We start from the raw sequence: 16,841 nt of genomic DNA, 5'->3' as shown, positions 1-16,841 counted from the left end.
TTGACGACCACGCCTTTCCTTCTTTTTACTGCTCTACTTTGAAGCTGCTCACTGTATTTGTAAGCTGCTCTGTATTTTCCTTTAATTCATTGATCCGTTTTTCTACAGCTTCTACCTGGCCGGCCTGCTCGGTTACCATCTCCTTCACGTAGGTGGATGAAGCCAAAGTCTGCTGCAATACGCCGGAAATACTTTCCACAGCGCCGAGAGTTTCTTCTCTTTCCTCCATCATCTCCTGCATAGCCCGGTCCATTTTTTCTACATTATCTTGTATGGCCTCCATACATTCATAGATTTCCTTGAAAATAACATCCGTCCCGATGACGATCTTGTCCTGCTCCTCTACAATTTCCCTAGCCTTAGCGGAAGAATCTCTGGTGGTCTCCATGAGAGAGCCGATTTCATTCACTACTCGCTCGATTTCCTTAGAGGATTTTAACGAATCATCCGCCAGCTTCTTTATCTGCTCGGCCACAACCGCGAATCCCCTTCCCTGCTCGCCCGCTCTGGCAGCTTCGATGGAAGCGTTCAGAGAAAGAAGGGTCGTTTCGTCCGCAATATCACTGATTGTTCCTACAAAGGCCTCGATTTCCCTGGATTTGCCCAAAAGCTCATCCACCCAGCCGGCAACCTGACCGGTTATCCTGCTGGTTTCCTTCTCCTTCGTCTGGAGCTGGGTCATCTGCTCTCTTCCGCTAAGAACTTTGTCTCCGGTAAAGGCAACCCTCTCCTGCATCTTAGATACCCGCTCCTTCGTATGGATAATCAGGCCGGAGAGATTGTCCATCTTCGTAAGACAATGCTCCGCATCCTGCGCCTGCTGCCCTGCTCCCAGATTAATTTCCTCAAGAGCCGTCTCTATTCCGTCCGTGGACCTTTTCAACCTTTCGGATGCCCGGGAAACCTCTTCCACGGATTCCGTTACATTCCTGACAATACCGATTGCCTGCACGATGAGATTCTTCGTGTTGCTCACCATTTCCTTAATATATTTGGCCAGAACACCGAATTCGGACTTGGTGCGGATATTCATATCCACTGTCAAATCCCCTTCCGCTACATAGGAAAGGCGCTTGGTCAGACGGCTCATATTACGGCTTATGCTTAAGAGAATAAATAAGCCGATAATGAATACGGTCACGCAGGAGAAAAGGATGAGAAGCAGGCTGGTGTTTTTCATCTCCTCCGCCTCCTTCATTAAGGAAGCCTTAGGAACCAGAGCGCATATCACTGCTTCATTGGCAGAACATTTGCTGTACATGAACAAATATTCTCCGTCCTTTGTCTCGACATATTCCGAGCCCTTCTTCTCGCCGCTCCCCGATGCTCTCCGGAAGAAATCCTGACCGAGGAAGGAATATTCCTCCTGCCCTGCAGTCATCTCTCTTCCATCGGCGGTGATGAAGGCTACCACACTGTTTTCCCCTAACTCCATGCTGCTTAGTATTTCTTCTATTTTGTCGGCGCTGACGTCTATTACTACGGCGGCGTTTCCCGTAGAAAGGATTCTGTACTGAGAACAGATGTAGTTGCTGCCGCTAAGGGCAAAATGCTCATCCAGGACCGCATGGGTTCCCGCCCATTTTTCCGTCCCCACCTTGCTGATAAGCGCGTCCTGCTTTTCCTCTAAAAGCTCGGGATAAAAGCCGTCCGTACTTCCCTCTCTCCCAACTGCCGCGGTAGTAAGGCAACTGACCTTTTCTGCGGTAATGATATGGATGCTTTCAATGAAATGGTTGGAAACAGCTTTTACATTTATCAGGTTCTTTGAATAGTTCAGCACCCTTTTTGCTTCTACGGGTTCGTTTTTATACAGATTCAGAATATAGTTTGTCAGATTCTCATCACCGTACATCTGCAAGGAATCCGCTTCTATTCCTTCGAACCCGAAATCCAAATATTGGGTCGTCATATCGATGGCCTGCATCGTGGAATTTTCATAGTTTTTCAACATCCCGGCAGAGGCCTTCTCATATGCATATATGCCTACCAGCGCCACAAAGCATACCGGAATTAAAAAACCTATAGAAAGCTTTGTTTTCAAACTATGTATGAAGTACTGCCTTTCTTTTTTCCTTTGTTTTTCCCTTTTCTTTTTCATCCTATCACCCACAGATTTTGACTATACCTTTCCCTTTTAAAAAACAGCCGGCATCTTTTGCCGGCTGCCTTTAGAAACTTATTTATATCCGTATTCGTTGCAATATGCTTCCCACTGTTCCTTGAAACCATCGCGGCAAACCTCTATGCCTGCGTCTGTCATCTTCTGACGGAATTCTTCTACCGCTGCATCCACATCATCTACCAGTCCTGCCTGCAATGGAGCGAGGTACTGCTTCATAACGTTAGATACCGCTGTTCTCTCTGCCTGATAAGCATCATAATTTTCGTTGAAACCGTTATAGATATTCACATTGGGGAATTTCGTCTTGCTTCCCAATTCTTCATATTTATCGAACATTTGATTTAAAATAACATCTGTTTCCTGAGGAAGCTTATAATCCCCGTTTCTTAATGACCATGTATTGAAGCCTTCATAAGGGAATTCTTCCGGAATGGAGGTGCTCAGATTGTGATAGATACCGTTTGCATCCAACTCATAATTGGTTCCTTCAATACCGCACTGTACCAACCTATTGATGCTTTCGTCCGTCATGAGAAGCTCCAATACCTTCAACGCTCTCTCCGGATTCTTACTGCCGCGTACGATTGCTGTTCCGTTCTGTGTTGCATGTCCGGGATAAATAGTATTCGTTATTTCGCCGTATGCGATGTATTCGGATTTCCAATCAGGTTGCTCTTTTTCGAATTCCTTGATAGCGGCAATCTGTTTATTCGGATTCTGTCCTGCAATTTCAGCTACGCAAAGACCGCTCTTGTATGCTTCACTATCGTTGGTATCGGACAGTGCACTTTTAGACCAGAAGCCCAAGTCCGCCCACTTTTTCATGAGCTTCATATCGTCTGTGAAGTCATCGGAATACCAGTAATCATATACGTCGGAAGGCGTATCATAATTGGATGCCAGACCATAAGGAAGTCCGTTCGCGTTAACCCAAGGATATTTCAGATTAAGGATCCAGGCTGCGTCGAAGGCTGTTAACAGTCCCTGGCTTTCCTCCGTAGTTACGGTCAAAAGTCCCTGACCAGGTGCATTCTCTTTGATTCCCAGCATGTATGCTTCGAAATTTTCCAGGCTGTCAGGTACCGGAAGGTTATATTTTTCTCTTAAGTCTTCGCGGTATTTAACGCCGTTGCATGTATATTCCGCCCAAGAGCAAGGAACGGCATAAACTTTTCCGTCTACTCGGCACATATTCAAGTTGCTTTCACCAACGGTATCCTTCAATGCGGGAGCAACCGTATTCAACAAATCATCCAGCTCCTCAAAAGCTCCGCTTGTAGCTAACTGTCCGTAATTTAACCAGTTGGCTACATAAATCAAATCCGCCTGACCTGCTGTCAGCTCCAGACTGTATTTCTGCTGGAAATCCGTCCATGTGGAGAACTGGAAGTCGATCGTAGCATTTACCTTTTCCAGCAATATCTCATTCAAAGCATCTTCTACCGCAATCTCGTCTACAGGTGCATCACCCATTACATAAAATACGAGATCTACTCTTTCAGAGGTATCCAGTGCTGCTGCCTCTGTAGTCTCTTCTGCTGCCGCGGGAGCCTCTGCTGCCGTACTATTATCAGTAGTTTCTGCGGGAGCCGCTTCGTTCAGACTTTCCACTGCGGACTTACTTCCGCAGCCTGCCATTGTAAGTACCATGGTAAGTGCCAGAACGATACTCACTAATCTTCTTTTCTTCTTCATTTTTACCCTCCTAAAATAATTATTAGTTTCTTATATCAAAGCGTTTCCGATAAGCGTCCGCGCTTTCATATCTGTTCTTATCCCTTTACCGCTCCAACTGTAATACCGGAAACGAAGAATTTCTGCACAAAGGGATAGAATAAGATTACAGGACCGGTAGCCACTACCGCCATCGCCAGCTTTACGGACTGGGTCGGGAGTTCTGCGGTGGAGATACTGGTGCTTTGGGCCATTTGCTTTAATGCCGTAGTAGCGTTTAACAAATCGTATAAATAAAACTGCAATTCCCATGTTTTAGAGCTGGTGCTGAACATCGAAGAGCGGTACCAGTCATTCCAGTAGCCAAGTGCCAGAAACAGCCCTACGGTAGCCAGTCCCGGCTTTAACACCGGCATTACTATCTTGAAAAATATGGTCAGGTGTCCTGCGCCGTCTATCTTTGCTGATTCCGTAATCGCCTCGGGAACGGAGCCTACGATGAAGGTTCTCATCAGGATGATCAAAAACGGGCTCATCAGTGCCGGAAACCAGATTGCGAAGGTGGAACCTTTCATGTTCAATACGTTGGCATACATCAAATACCACGGAATCATACCTCCTCCGAATATGCTGGTGAAGTAGATCAGGAAGGATACTGTATTGCGGTACTTGAATTCTCTTCTGGAAATAACATATCCCGTCAGCGTTATCATCATAAGGCCGATTGCCGTACCTACGATAGTATAATAGAAGGTCATCTTATAGGCCTGCAAAATATCCTTAGGCGCATTGAAAATCGTCCGGTAAGCGGATAAGGTAATATCTCTTGGCAGCACGCTGTAGCCCTGAGTAAGAATCGTGGTATTGTTCGTCAGGGAGCCGGAAACAATAATGATAAACGGAAATACGCAGACAATAGCTCCAAAAGTCAGCATGACATAAGTAATGATGTTAAAAATCATAGTAGAGGTATTCTTTTTAATTTTCATTTTATTCACCTTTCTTTAGAATAACGCGTATTCCGGATTTTTACGTTTTACTAAGAAGTTGGTAAGGATAACGATAGCAAAACCGAATACCGACTGGTATAAGCCTGCTGCCGTACCGAGTCCGATGCTTAGCGGCTGAGTCATAGTAATTCTATATACATAAGTATCAAAGATATCCGTTACGTTATATAAGGTGCCGTTATTGCCGATCATCTGGTAGAACAATTCGAACTGTCCCTTCATAATGCTTCCCAGCGCGTATAAGAGAAGGATGATGAAGGTGGGCTTTACGAGAGGAAGAGTGATATACCATATCTGTTGGAAAATATTAGCCCCGTCCACCTTGGCGGCTTCATAATATTCGCTGTCAATTCCCATGATCGTGGCCAGATATACGACCATTCCATAGCCGATGTTCTTCCATAGGTAGAACAGAGTAATCAATACCGGCCAATAAGAGGGCGTATTGTAAAAGTCTATTTTACCTCCGCCCGCAGAGGTAATGATATTGTTGATCAGACCGTACTGATATTCAAAAATGTTATATACCAGAACCTTCAAGATAACGAAGGAAACGAAGTAAGGCATGAACATCAAGGTCTGCGAAGCTTTCTTGAACCACTTTACCGTCACCTGACTGACAAAGATAGCGAATACAATCTGTAGAGCATTCCCAAGTCCGATAAATACTACGTTATAGAGAATGGTGTTTTTGGTCAGCCTGAACAAATCGGCCTTAACCAGAAAATCGAAATTCTTGAACCCGATAAAGGGACTCGCCCATAATCCGTCTCTGAAATTAAAGGAAGTGAAGGCGTAATATACACCGAGCATCGGAAGATAGTTGTTGATCATAAAGTAAATGAAGGTGGGCACCAGCATTAAGAACAATACCCAATTTTTCTGTATTTCCCTAAATAGTCCATGTTCCTTGTAAAGCGCTCTTTCTTCTGCTTCCAGCAGCTTAATCGCTGCAAAAGACAGAAGGGAAAGGAGAAAAAGTATGTATACCACAGGCGATGCCTGCATACCGGTCATCCCAAACTTGTAATTCGCGAAGATTACAAAGCCTGCTGTCGCTGCCGTCGCTATCATTTCGAACAACATAGCAGTCTGTCCCGTCGCGTACAACCCTAAGTTTCCTTTGTTCCCCTTAAGGTTAAAAGCTATCTTCAAGGCATAGGCTACATTGAAATAGAGGGCGGCTGCCATGAGTATCAACAGAATCATCGCATACAGTCCGAGGCTTCCCTGCTTCGATTCCTGTACGAAGGACAATAGATTGAACAAGCTGTAACCTTGAAATAAATTCTCAGCCATTTCCCTCGTTATGCTCAGCTTGGAGAAAAGAGCTGGAATATTTACAATACTTATCCATGAAAAAAAGGGGAGAGACAAAATGATAGCAACGACACTCACCGCTGCCGTAAGAAAGACCCCCGTCTTTCTGTTTGCGAGCTCTTTATTTAAAAACTGATTGCCCCGGGATAACCCTTTTATTTTCTCCTTCATACAATCCTCCTTGAAATCCCATACGTTTTTGATTCTTAAAATATCCCGTTCCATAGATATAAAAACGTTTTTATTTTATGTCATAATACTACTATGATTTGTCTTAATATTCAATATATAAAATAATTTTTGGCACAATCTTACAATAAAAAACCCCTTTAAATCGAAAATAAAGGGGTCAAATAAAAACGTTTTTATTCATTTTTAACAAAACTGGAAAAATTTAGATTAAAGTGCAGATATCAATCCATTCCTTGGCATGCGAAGCCCTTTCCAGCTCATCAGGAGTCAGCACAACACAACTGCTGGCGCTCCCCGCCGCCGGAAGAACCGTTTCAAAACGCTTCATGGAAACATCCAGATAAACCTCAACGCTTTCATCCGGAATATCAAAAGGGCACACGCCTCCTACCGCATGTCCCGTATAGGTAATGACCTCCTCCGGCGTCAGCATCTTCGCCTTCTTGCCGAATATCGCTTTATATTTCTTATTATCCACTTTGGCATCTCCCGACGTAACGATCAATATAGCACTTTCACCCGTTTTAAAGGAGAGTGTCTTAGCAATCCTCGCCGGAATAACGCCTGCGGCCGCAGCCGCAAGCTCCACCGTCGCGCTGGATACTTGGAATTCCTTCACTTTGTCATCCAGCCCGAAGGGCTTTAAATATTCTTTCACATTTTCTACAGACATTTCTTATCTTACTTCCTTTGTTTACTTTGCTTCTTTCGTTCTTGCTTACAGCTTCAGTTTCTTGAACAAATCTCCAAGGGATGTACCAATTTCCTCGTTAGAGCTATATTCCGCGGCTTCTTTCCCTTCCATTTCATCCGGTCTGGAATCCTCTTCCACAGCCTTTATACTCAAACTGATCTTATGATCATTTGTGTTGAGCACTTTAACCTTAACCTTATCTCCTACCGTCAGCACCTCTGAAGGCTTTTTAATCCTTTTAACAGAAATCTGAGAAATATGCACCAAGCCGTTTAACCCTTCTGCAAGAGCGATAAACGCGCCGTAAGGCATCAAAGATTCCACCGTTCCTTCAAGCACCGTACCCGGCACCAGCATAGAAATCCTATGATTAATCTCCGTCTCCGCCTTCTGCTTCTCCACCGCCTTCGCCGACAGAACCAGCTTCTTTTTTTCTTCATCCACCGTAATGACCTTCACCGTAAGCTGCTTATCCTTCCACGGCTCCAAATCCTCCACATAAGTAAGGGATAACTGAGAAGCAGGAATAAATCCCCGAATTCCTTCTGCATAAGCGATAACTCCGCCGTTTACCACCTCGCTTACCTTCACCGCAATTTCCTTCTCCTCATCCAGATACTGCTTCAAAATATCCCACGATAAAATATCCTTCGCCTCCTTACAAGAAAGCTGGATATTTCCTGCCCCATCGTCCGTCCTAACTACAGTAGCCTCAATCACCGAACCGATCTTCACTTCCTCCAGAATATTGAACTTCGGATCATTGCTCATATCCTCCGCCTTAATAACGCCTTGAGCAAAATAATTCAAATCCAGAATTACTTCCTCCTCATCCACAGAAATTACCGTACCGGATATGATCTCCCCTTCCCCGATCTTCCTGAAAGAAGCCTCCAGCTCCCTGCTGTAATCTTCCATCGTCTCCTGAGTGCCGACTTCATTTTCTGCAGCCGGCTCCGCAGGGGTTTCGATGTCTTTGCCCTGCATGTCTTTTTCCAGTAAATCTTTTTCCATAATCTTTCTCCTTTTATTTTATTTTTAACCAGGTAATTGCCTATACCACAGGTGGTATGTATATGTTTAAAAATACCCACACAGAAAGGTTGAGAACATCTACAAGCGAGTGGGCAATAATACAATGACGAAGCGTTTTTGTCTTCAGGTATACGCTTCCCCATAATATTCCCATAATCAGTAAGGGCATAACCATGACCTTACTTCTGATCGTAACAGAAAAAATACCCCACATAAGAGGGTGGCTCAGCGAGAATAAAATAGTGCTGTATATAATTTTTACCCAATTTTTCCACTTCAGCTGTTCCAACAGATATTGCCGCCAGAAAAGTTCCTCCATTACAGGATTCACAATAACAAAAATCACAGAAAGTATAATATATAGTGGATTAAACGTTATAAATTGAAGTCCCCACACAAAAGCAACGATACAAAATATGCAAGGAATATATGCTAAAATATTAAAGCAGCGATGCTGCCCGGATTTTACAAAGGCCCCTTTCAGGCTTATTTTATCCACCTTAGCAAAGATACCAAGAGCTACCCAGTATACAAGAGCCAATGGTATAAATGCCCACGCGCCGATATAGTAATTAAATAGTAACGCAGTGAGTAAGCCAATCAATATAATGAAAAGTGGAGTAATTGCAATTTTTACCTGTTCCTTCATCCTTCCCCTCACCGTATAATAAGTTTATAGTTACATATTCAATAAATACTATTCTGTCAATCTGACTGAACCGATATGCCGGTCAATTAATTCTCTTCTTACATTCATGTCTTTGTTTAATACTTCCTGCATGAAAACACGGGGCACTGAAAATAATTAGTATCATATCAATCTGCTTTTATATATTTTTCTGCTTTTCTCTCGGCACCAATCTTCCATTCGCTGTCTAAATCCAGATCATTGGCAGCGGCAATCTCAAATAGAAGATACATCATATCATATAGTTGATGTTGTACTTTAGGCATATCCGAGCCTTCAACAGCGTATTGCAGTTGCGTGAATTCTTCTCTTAACCACTCGATTTTTTGTTGATTGTTTTCGTTATCTGAACTTATCTTACGCAGAAAGTCGCGAACTTCCTCCGTATAGCTATTTAATGACATAATCTTCTTCCTTCCATTTTTTTGATGCACGAGCCAGATAACTGATAACTAAGGTATTAATTATCTCCACCATTCTTTCCCAGTAGTAAAAAATATCTAAGATATCAAAACTACTGTAATATTAAATTTCTACATCTAAAAGTGAAATCTCTTCACAGCTATTCCCTCCATAGCAAAACCCTTCCACTCTTTCTCCACCACCCACCATTTATTACTTGCGAAATCTTACAACGTTACCGTTTCCCATTCTTCGCAGAACTTGGCAAGGAAGGAAGCGTATGGAATGTGTTTCCGGCGATTAGTGCTACGAAGGCGAGACATAGGAATTCTTTCAGCCACTGCTGAAAAAATTCCTGCTCTGGCTCACCGTAGTGTTAAGCATTTCAGAGCAGGAAACACATTCCATACGCTTCCTTCCCTCACAACCCCCTCTACGAAACCTCATTTCACAATAATAATTCACTCCCCCACTTCTTTCGCCACAAACACACATACCGAACGAGGCATCATCCGTATCCTTCCACAAGTTATCTCCTGCATATCCTCCTCCGACTGAGGAATACCATCCGCAAGATATTTCAATCCTGTATCCGCAGCCACAAACCACCCCATATCAGCCGTTAAGCCCGGCAGCCAGAATTCCTGCTCTTCCCAGAATACATTGATTGCCAGACAGACAATATCATCTTTTTCATTTATACTGCCTTGAGCACTTCTCCCTGCATAAACAATACGCAGTACCTTAAGATTCTCTTCCGGCTCCATCACTTGAATCTCCGGAAAATTTAAGGAACAACGCCCGGAAAACTTCCGAATAACAGCATGTTTCTTTCTGAACTGAATCATATACTTAAAAAATTCATAGATATCCCTATTCTTCTCCAACATATCCCAGTTGAGCCATGAAGTCTCATTATCTTGGCAATAAGCATTATTATTCCCATACTGAGTATTCCCGAATTCGTCTCCTGCCAGGAACATCGGTGTTCCGCGGCTTAGCATAAGAACTGCTGCCGCATTTTTTATCATCTTCCTTCGAAGTGCGAGAATCTCGTGATCCTCTGTCTCACCTTCCGCTCCGCAGTTCCAGCTTCTGTTATCGTCGCTTCCATCCGTATTATTCCAGCCGTTAGCTTCATTATGTTTCATATTATAGGAATACAAATCCCATAGCGTAAAGCCGTCGTGACAAGTCAGAAAGTTTACCGATGCATTGGTTCCTCTGAATTCCGGAAGGTACAAGTCTTTAGACCCGGCGATTCGCTGCGCCGCCATATCCGCCATGCTGTAATCACCTTTTAAGAAATTGCGCATGTCATCCCGATATCTGCCATTCCACTCCGCCCAGCGGTTCCATGCGGGGAAGCTGCCTACCTGATAAAGACCTCCCGCATCCCACGCCTCCGCGATAAGCTTCACATTTCCGAGAATAGGATCAAAAGCGAGACTTTGCAGCAGAGGCGGCTTACTCATCGGAGAGCCGTCCTCGTTACGCCCTAATATGCTGGCCAAATCGAAACGAAATCCGTCGATATGATATGCCGTTACCCAATACCGCAGGCATTCCAGTATCATCTGCTGCACGATGGGATGGTTGCAATTCAGCGTATTTCCGCACCCGCTGAAATTATAGTAATATCCCTCCGGGGTAAGCATATAATAAATATTATTATCGAATCCCTTGAAAGAAAAAAACGGTCCCTGCTCATTACCCTCTGCCGTATGGTTGAAAACCACATCGAGAAAGCATTCGATGCCGTTGTCGTTCAATTCCTTTATAAGCTCCTTAAGCTCCGTACCCTCTCTGTTATACTCAATATTTCCCGTATAACTCGTATTCGGAGCAAAAAAGCTGACAGTATTATATCCCCAGTAATTAACTAACGGCTTTCCATCTACTTCCCGGTAATCGGACATTTCGTCGAATTCAAAGATAGGCATTAGCTCAACGGCGTTTATTCCAAGCTCCTTTAAGTAAGGTATCTTTTCTCTTAAACCCTCAAAGGTTCCCGGATATTTTACGCCTGAAGATTTGTGATAGGTAAATCCCCGGATGTGCATTTCATATATGATTAAATCCGCCATAGGTATTAAAGGACGCCTGTTGTTTCTCCAGTCAAAATCATCCTTTACTACGCGGGCCTTGTAACAGACCGTCTCTTTTTTCTCCATTCCCCATACGCTCTGGCCGGTAACCGCCTTTGCATAGATGTCTAGCAAGCATTTATTTTTATCGAACAGCAATCCTTTTCGAGAATCATATGTGCCGTCCAGGCGATAAGCATACTCAAATTCCTCAATCTTCAGCCCGAATACAATCATCGAGTATACTTTTCCTATCTTATAATTTTCGGGAAATCTCAACACCGCATAGGGCTTCTCTTCCATCCTCTTAAACAAAAGCAACTCACAAGAGGTGGCGCCGAAGGAATGTACTGTGAAATTAACGCCGCAGGGAATCGCCATTGCCCCGTTAACTTCGTACATTCCGGGTCTCACTTGAAAACCGTCTATTACGTCCATCGGAACCATATGAATGCTGCTCAGCGGAGAAATAATTTTATTTTCTTCCATTCTTGTCCTCCAAGCCTGATTATCCGGTGAGCAACACTTAATAGGTTCTGATAAATTCTTCTACCTCATTCTTTGCAGGCATTACGCGCAGAGCGCCCTTCCTCGTCGTAACGATAGATGCGGCAGCGTTTGCGAAGGTGAGCATCTCATCCAGCTTCTCTTCATCCAGATTATCAATACCATATTTCAATATATGGTGCAAACAACAACCGCCGAAGGTATCTCCTGCGCCCGTGGTCTCTATTGTCTTTTCCTGAACAAAAGCGGGCTTATCCACCTTGATATCCTTATAATAAACTCTGCTTCCGTCTTTTCCCATAGACAGCACAATCAAAGGAATGTCGTATTCCTTTCTCAGCTTCTCTATGCCCTTATCATAATCTTCTTCTCCGGTAAACCACTGAATCTCGTTGTCGGATATTTTCAAAATATCGCACTTCCCAAGTCCATACGCCACCTGATCCTTGGCTTCATCCAAAGACTCCCAAAGAGGCGGGCGCAGATTGGGATCGAAGGAAATCAGCGCGCCGTGCTCCTTCGCCATCTTGATTGCCTTTTTCGTCGCCTTACGAACCCCTTTATGTGTCATGGACAAGGTTCCGAAATGGAAAATTTCACTATGCTTGATCAGCTTTTCATCTATCTCGTCCTCGGTCAGCAGCATATCTGCGCCGGGATTACGGTAAAAAGAAAAATCTCTGTCTCCGTCTTCAAAAGTCTGGACAAATGCAAGAGTGGTCCTTGCATCTTTATCTACGATCAAACCGGTAGTATCGATTCCTACTTCTTCCAGAACTCCCTTTAATTTCGTTCCGAATATATCTTCTCCGACCTTTCCGATAAACGCAGTGCGATCGCCCAATTTCTGAAGCATAGCCAGCACATTGCACGGAGCTCCGCCCGGGTTGGCTTCGAATATTGTATTTCCCTGCTCGCTTACTCCGTTATCCGTAAAGTCAATCAGCAATTCCCCCAATGCAACTACATCAAATTCCTTTTTCATTTCGCTTTCTCCTTTTGCAGCATTACATTTTTAATAACTTTTGAAATCTCCAAAGCCTCCCTGACAGTCCGCTTCCACTAAATTCCTTCTTCCTCCGAACGAACCTTACACCCGTTGTCATAAGAACCGATTTCACAGGGATCTGCTTTACCTCTGTCTGTGCAGAATGTACACGACGGACAGGGCTTGTACTCTCCCATGAACTCTCTCGGAACCCCTTCGTTCACCGCATTGTGTCTGCAGTCGGAGCACCAGCACATTTCACATTCTTCGAAATATCGCTTGCCGTCTTTTTTTACTTCCTCTGATTTTTGTGGTTTCTCCGATTCCTCAGAAGTAAAAATATCGAAGAGATTTATCTGTCCCTCTAGCTGCTTTTTCATTTTCCGTTCTTTCTTATGTTTTATGACAAACGTGTATTATAATAAATGGTTCCGCCTGACAGGCTTCAAATAAATTCCAAATATACTTCATATATTTTTATTATATATCGACTTAGAAAATATTGAAATCCTTTTTAATATATTATTCTATTAATATTCCGTGAAAATATTATATTTTAATACCATTTCCCACATTACATATAACTTTAAGCATCTATTTTCTTTAATAGAAGCGCTTTCCTATTAAAGAACAAAAGTGTGCTTTATAGACTCTCGCAGCCAAGTACCTCAGCAGCACAGCTTTTGTTCTGCGCGCATAGCTGCGCATTCATTATTTGTGTAATAGGGCCTTATCCCTATTACACAAAAGTGTGCTTTATAGACTCTCGCAGCCAAGTACCTCAGCAGCACAGCTTTTGTTCCGCGCGCATAGCTGCGCATTCATTATTTGTGTAATAGGGCTTTATCCCTATTACACAAAAGTGTGCTTTATAGACTCTCGCAGCCAAGTACCTCAGCAGCACAGCTTTTGTTCCGCGCGCATAGCTGCGCATTCATTATTTGTGTAATAGGGCTTTATCCCTATTACACAAAAGTGTGCTTTATAGACTCTCGCAGCCAAGTACCTCAGCAGCACAGCTTTTGTTCCGCGCGCATAGCTGCGCATTATTTATCCGATACAAAAAAGCAGCTAACCTTTCCGGTATATCAGGAAGGCTAACTGCTTTTCCAATTAATTTTCTAATCAAAATTCTATGTGTAATTCCAATTCTACCGGCTTTATTCCCGTCAGCTCCACGCTTCTTGCATCCGGCTGGCTCATACCTGCATATAAAATATAGTTGCTGCCGTCATAAAAACGTTCTCCTTCATCGTTAACAACGGTTAAGCTCTTTCTATCGATGGTCAGCTCCTGTTTCAACGTTTCTCCCGCCTTTATATGCACCCTTTTAAAAGCACATAAGGCCGGATTTCTAACTGCAAATTTTGAATCTCTGTTTTTTGCATAAATCTGAATTACATCGTCCGTATCCGCAGTTCCCTGATTTATTATCGTAACCTCGACGCATATATCGTTTTTATCAGCTTTCTTTCGCTCGATTCCCACAACCTGCACCTTTCCATAGGTCAGCCCGAAACCAAACGGAAATTGTGCTTTTTTCTCCATATAACGGTATGTTCTTCCCTTCATGCCATAATCTGTGAATTCAGGAAGCTCCTCAACGCTTTCATAGAAAGTTACGGGAAGCTTGCCGGAAGGAGATGTCTCTCCAAATATAATATCGGCAGTACTTTTTCCTCCGCGGGCGCCGGGATACCATAATTGCAATATCGCATTAAAATGACTGGAAGGAAAACTTAAATCGATAGCGCTTCCTGACATCAGGCAGAACACTACCGGTTTCCCTGTTTTTTCCACAGCTTCCATCAAGTCCCTCTGCGGCTTTGGCAGCCTTAGATCCTCTTTATCCCCGGAAGCATAGCTGTTTCCGGTATCTCCTTCTTCCCCCTCTAACGTTTCGTCCAAGCCAAGGCATAGAATAACGACATCACTATGCTCTGCCACAGTCACTGCCTCAGCCAGCCGATCCCTGGCAAAGGCCAGCTTTTCCGTCCTGTCCTCCGATAGCTGACAGCCTTCCGAATATAGAATACGGACTTTATCCTTCACATAATCCTGAATGCCCTCCAATACCGTGATATATCTCGAGGAAGTTCCATGATAATTGCCAATCAACGCTTTTCTGCTGTTTGCATTGGGACCGATTACTCCGATGGTCTTCAACTTATCCACAGCCAAGGGTAAAATTCCACCATTTTTCAACATAACGATACTTTCCCCCGCTATTTTGTCCGCAAGCGCCAGATGTTCATCGCATTCCACTTTTTCGAACGGTATTTCATCGTATTCGGTTTTTTCGAATAATCCGAGGAGATAACGGGTAGTAAACAATCGAACGGCGGCCCTGGTAATCGCTTCTTCCGTCACAAGCCCGTCTTGAAAAGCTTTTAATATATGCAGATATACATTTCCACAATTGAGATCGCAGCCCGTATTCAGTGCCATTGCCGCAGATTCCTTCGCCGACGATGTAACCATATGATGTTCATGAAAATCTTTAAGTGCCCAGCAGTCTGAGACAAAATGTCCTTCGAATCCCCATTTGCCGCGTAAAATATCCTGCATCAGCATCTTGTTCGCGCAGCAAGGCTCTCCGTTTACACGGTTATAAGCTCCCATTACCGCTTCCACGCCCGCTTCCCTTACCAGCGCTTCAAAAGCGGGGAGATAGGTCTCTTCCAAATCCTTAGGTGCAGCCAGAGCATTGAATTCATGCCTCAGCGCTTCAGGACCGGAATGAACCGCATAATGTTTCGCACAAGCCGCCGCTTTCATTACCTCCCCCTCTCCCTGCAACCCCTTAACGAAAGCCACTCCCAGCCTTGAAGTCAAATACGGATCTTCTCCGTAAGTCTCATGTCCTCTTCCCCATCTGGGGTCTCGAAAAATATTCACATTAGGTGACCAAAAGGTAAGTCCTTTATAAATATCTCTGTCGCCGTGAGCAGAATATTCATTATATTTTGCCCTGCCTTCTGTTGCCGTACAATCAGCAATTTGGTATATCAGCTCTTCATCAAAGGCCGCAGCCATACCGATCGCCTGTGGGAAAACTGTCGCCGTACCGGCGCGTGCCACTCCATGCAGTGCCTCGCCCCACCAGTTATAGGCAGGTATATTTAACCTCGGAATCGCTGGTGCATTATATCTTAATTGTCCGGCACGCTCTTCTATCGTCATTTCTGCAACCAGCTTCTTTGCCTTCTCCTTCGCTTCTTCCCTCGTCATCGTTTTCCTTACCTTTCCAACCTTTTTCTTTTTTAATTACCCCTTTACCGCGCCTGCCGTTAATCCATCTACGATTTGATTGCTGAACATACAGTACACTAAAATCGTAGGCGCTATTGCAATAATGACCGCCGCAAACATCTGAACATAATTCGTCGAATATGGACCTACAAAATAGGTTAAAGTCACCGGCAAAGTTTTTTTGGTCGTATCGGATATAAATACCATTGCCAGCAAAAGCTCGTTCCAATTTCCTACAAAGGTCATAAGTGCCGCTACACTCATACCTGTCTTGGAAAGAGGTATCGCTATCCGAAAATAACATTGATAAATATTACATCCGTCGATACATGCCGCTTCAAACATTTCTCTCGGCATTCCTTTAAAAAATCCTACCATTAAAAATATGGTCATCGGAAGAGAAAATGTAATATAAGGCAAAATCAGTCCCGCCAGCGAATTGGTCAGCCCCAGATTGGAAAACCGTACGAACAGGGGAATCAATACGCAGTGTACCGGCACCATCATTCCTATCATAAAATAGGTCATTGCAAGACCGGACAGCTTCCATTTCATCCTCGCGATGGCAAAAGAAGCCATAGACCCTAAAAACATGCTGACAATCAATGCAATTACACATACGATCAGCGAATTGAACATAGCTCTTCCCAGATAGCCCTTCGTCCATGCGAAGATGTAATTTCCAAGCTGTAATACTTCCGGCATTCCAAAGGGAGAAGAAAATACTTCTGCATTTGTTTTTAACGAAACGTTTACCATCCATAAAAGAGGCGTCAAATATACTGCGACCAACAACAGTAATACAATATATATAATGATTGAAATCGGGCTGACCGGTCTTTTACTTTTATTCATCATACCTTCATC

Annotated in this window: 13 protein-coding genes; all 13 read right to left on the bottom strand. The window is 43.7% G+C overall.

Annotation, left to right across the window (positions count from 1 at the left end; genetic code table 11):
• Nucleotides 1–25: 25 nt before the first annotated feature.
• A complete protein-coding gene (locus tag CC90_RS0116070; RefSeq protein ID WP_031391760.1) occupies nt 26–2,101 on the bottom strand; it encodes a methyl-accepting chemotaxis protein in 2,076 nt (691 codons plus the stop codon).
• A 78-nt stretch (nt 2,102–2,179) separates the two neighbouring features.
• Nucleotides 2,180–3,820, bottom strand: a complete 1,641-nt coding sequence (locus tag CC90_RS0116065) for an extracellular solute-binding protein (protein ID WP_051869683.1) — start codon at nt 3,818–3,820, stop codon at nt 2,180–2,182.
• A gap of 77 nt (nt 3,821–3,897) precedes the next feature.
• Nucleotides 3,898–4,788, bottom strand: coding sequence for a carbohydrate ABC transporter permease (locus CC90_RS0116060; RefSeq protein ID WP_031391758.1), 891 nt, complete (start codon nt 4,786–4,788; stop codon nt 3,898–3,900).
• Between the two features lie 15 nt (nt 4,789–4,803).
• Nucleotides 4,804–6,300, bottom strand: a complete 1,497-nt coding sequence (locus tag CC90_RS24665; RefSeq protein WP_242843320.1) for an ABC transporter permease — start codon at nt 6,298–6,300, stop codon at nt 4,804–4,806.
• Nucleotides 6,301–6,523: 223 nt separating this feature from the next.
• A complete protein-coding gene (locus CC90_RS0116050) occupies nt 6,524–6,994 on the bottom strand; it encodes a YbaK/EbsC family protein (RefSeq protein ID WP_031391756.1) in 471 nt (156 codons plus the stop codon).
• A 45-nt stretch (nt 6,995–7,039) separates the two neighbouring features.
• Nucleotides 7,040–7,933 (bottom strand): S1 RNA-binding domain-containing protein, encoded by an 894-nt coding sequence (locus CC90_RS0116045; RefSeq protein WP_031391755.1) that lies wholly within the window; start codon nt 7,931–7,933, stop codon nt 7,040–7,042.
• A 136-nt stretch (nt 7,934–8,069) separates the two neighbouring features.
• The gene (locus CC90_RS0116040) at nt 8,070–8,699 is read right to left on the bottom strand and encodes a CPBP family intramembrane glutamic endopeptidase (RefSeq protein ID WP_031391754.1); all 630 of its coding nucleotides are present in this window, start codon (nt 8,697–8,699) and stop codon (nt 8,070–8,072) included.
• A 167-nt stretch (nt 8,700–8,866) separates the two neighbouring features.
• Nucleotides 8,867–9,142, bottom strand: a complete 276-nt coding sequence (locus CC90_RS0116035) for a nucleoside triphosphate pyrophosphohydrolase family protein (RefSeq protein ID WP_031391753.1) — start codon at nt 9,140–9,142, stop codon at nt 8,867–8,869.
• Nucleotides 9,143–9,601: 459 nt separating this feature from the next.
• The gene (gene glgX / locus CC90_RS0116030) at nt 9,602–11,716 is read right to left on the bottom strand and encodes a glycogen debranching protein GlgX (protein ID WP_031391752.1); all 2,115 of its coding nucleotides are present in this window, start codon (nt 11,714–11,716) and stop codon (nt 9,602–9,604) included.
• A 37-nt stretch (nt 11,717–11,753) separates the two neighbouring features.
• Nucleotides 11,754–12,719, bottom strand: coding sequence for a carbohydrate kinase family protein (locus tag CC90_RS0116025; protein ID WP_031391751.1), 966 nt, complete (start codon nt 12,717–12,719; stop codon nt 11,754–11,756).
• Nucleotides 12,720–12,796: 77 nt separating this feature from the next.
• Entirely contained in the window at nt 12,797–13,102 is a 306-nt protein-coding gene (locus CC90_RS0116020; RefSeq protein ID WP_031391750.1) for a hypothetical protein, read from the bottom strand.
• Between the two features lie 745 nt (nt 13,103–13,847).
• Nucleotides 13,848–15,953 carry a glycoside hydrolase family 3 C-terminal domain-containing protein gene (locus CC90_RS0116015; protein WP_031391749.1) on the bottom strand — a complete coding sequence of 702 codons (2,106 nt, stop codon included), beginning with the start codon at nt 15,951–15,953 and terminating at the stop codon, nt 13,848–13,850.
• 36 nt (nt 15,954–15,989) lie between these two features.
• Nucleotides 15,990–16,832 carry a carbohydrate ABC transporter permease gene (locus CC90_RS0116010; protein ID WP_035315782.1) on the bottom strand — a complete coding sequence of 281 codons (843 nt, stop codon included), beginning with the start codon at nt 16,830–16,832 and terminating at the stop codon, nt 15,990–15,992.
• Nucleotides 16,833–16,841: the final 9 nt, after the last annotated feature.

Source organism: Kineothrix alysoides (assembly GCF_000732725.1).
Classification (GTDB): Bacteria; Bacillota; Clostridia; order Lachnospirales; family Lachnospiraceae; genus Kineothrix; species Kineothrix alysoides.
Note: the sequence above shows the minus strand (reverse complement) of the source record. Positions and strands in the feature narration are given on the sequence as shown.

Coding starts and splice junctions, on each gene's coding strand:
- CC90_RS0116070 (WP_031391760.1), bottom strand. CDS start 2,101: ATGAAAAAGAAAAGGGAAAAACAAAGGAAAAAAGAAAGGCAGTACTTC.
- CC90_RS0116065 (WP_051869683.1), bottom strand. CDS start 3,820: ATGAAGAAGAAAAGAAGATTAGTGAGTATCGTTCTGGCACTTACCATG.
- CC90_RS0116060 (WP_031391758.1), bottom strand. CDS start 4,788: ATGAAAATTAAAAAGAATACCTCTACTATGATTTTTAACATCATTACT.
- CC90_RS24665 (WP_242843320.1), bottom strand. CDS start 6,300: ATGAAGGAGAAAATAAAAGGGTTATCCCGGGGCAATCAGTTTTTAAAT.
- CC90_RS0116050 (WP_031391756.1), bottom strand. CDS start 6,994: ATGTCTGTAGAAAATGTGAAAGAATATTTAAAGCCCTTCGGGCTGGAT.
- CC90_RS0116045 (WP_031391755.1), bottom strand. CDS start 7,933: ATGGAAGATTACAGCAGGGAGCTGGAGGCTTCTTTCAGGAAGATCGGG.
- CC90_RS0116040 (WP_031391754.1), bottom strand. CDS start 8,699: ATGAAGGAACAGGTAAAAATTGCAATTACTCCACTTTTCATTATATTG.
- CC90_RS0116035 (WP_031391753.1), bottom strand. CDS start 9,142: ATGTCATTAAATAGCTATACGGAGGAAGTTCGCGACTTTCTGCGTAAG.
- glgX (WP_031391752.1), bottom strand. CDS start 11,716: ATGGAAGAAAATAAAATTATTTCTCCGCTGAGCAGCATTCATATGGTT.
- CC90_RS0116025 (WP_031391751.1), bottom strand. CDS start 12,719: ATGAAAAAGGAATTTGATGTAGTTGCATTGGGGGAATTGCTGATTGAC.
- CC90_RS0116020 (WP_031391750.1), bottom strand. CDS start 13,102: ATGAAAAAGCAGCTAGAGGGACAGATAAATCTCTTCGATATTTTTACT.
- CC90_RS0116015 (WP_031391749.1), bottom strand. CDS start 15,953: ATGACGAGGGAAGAAGCGAAGGAGAAGGCAAAGAAGCTGGTTGCAGAA.
- CC90_RS0116010 (WP_035315782.1), bottom strand. CDS start 16,832: ATGATGAATAAAAGTAAAAGACCGGTCAGCCCGATTTCAATCATTATA.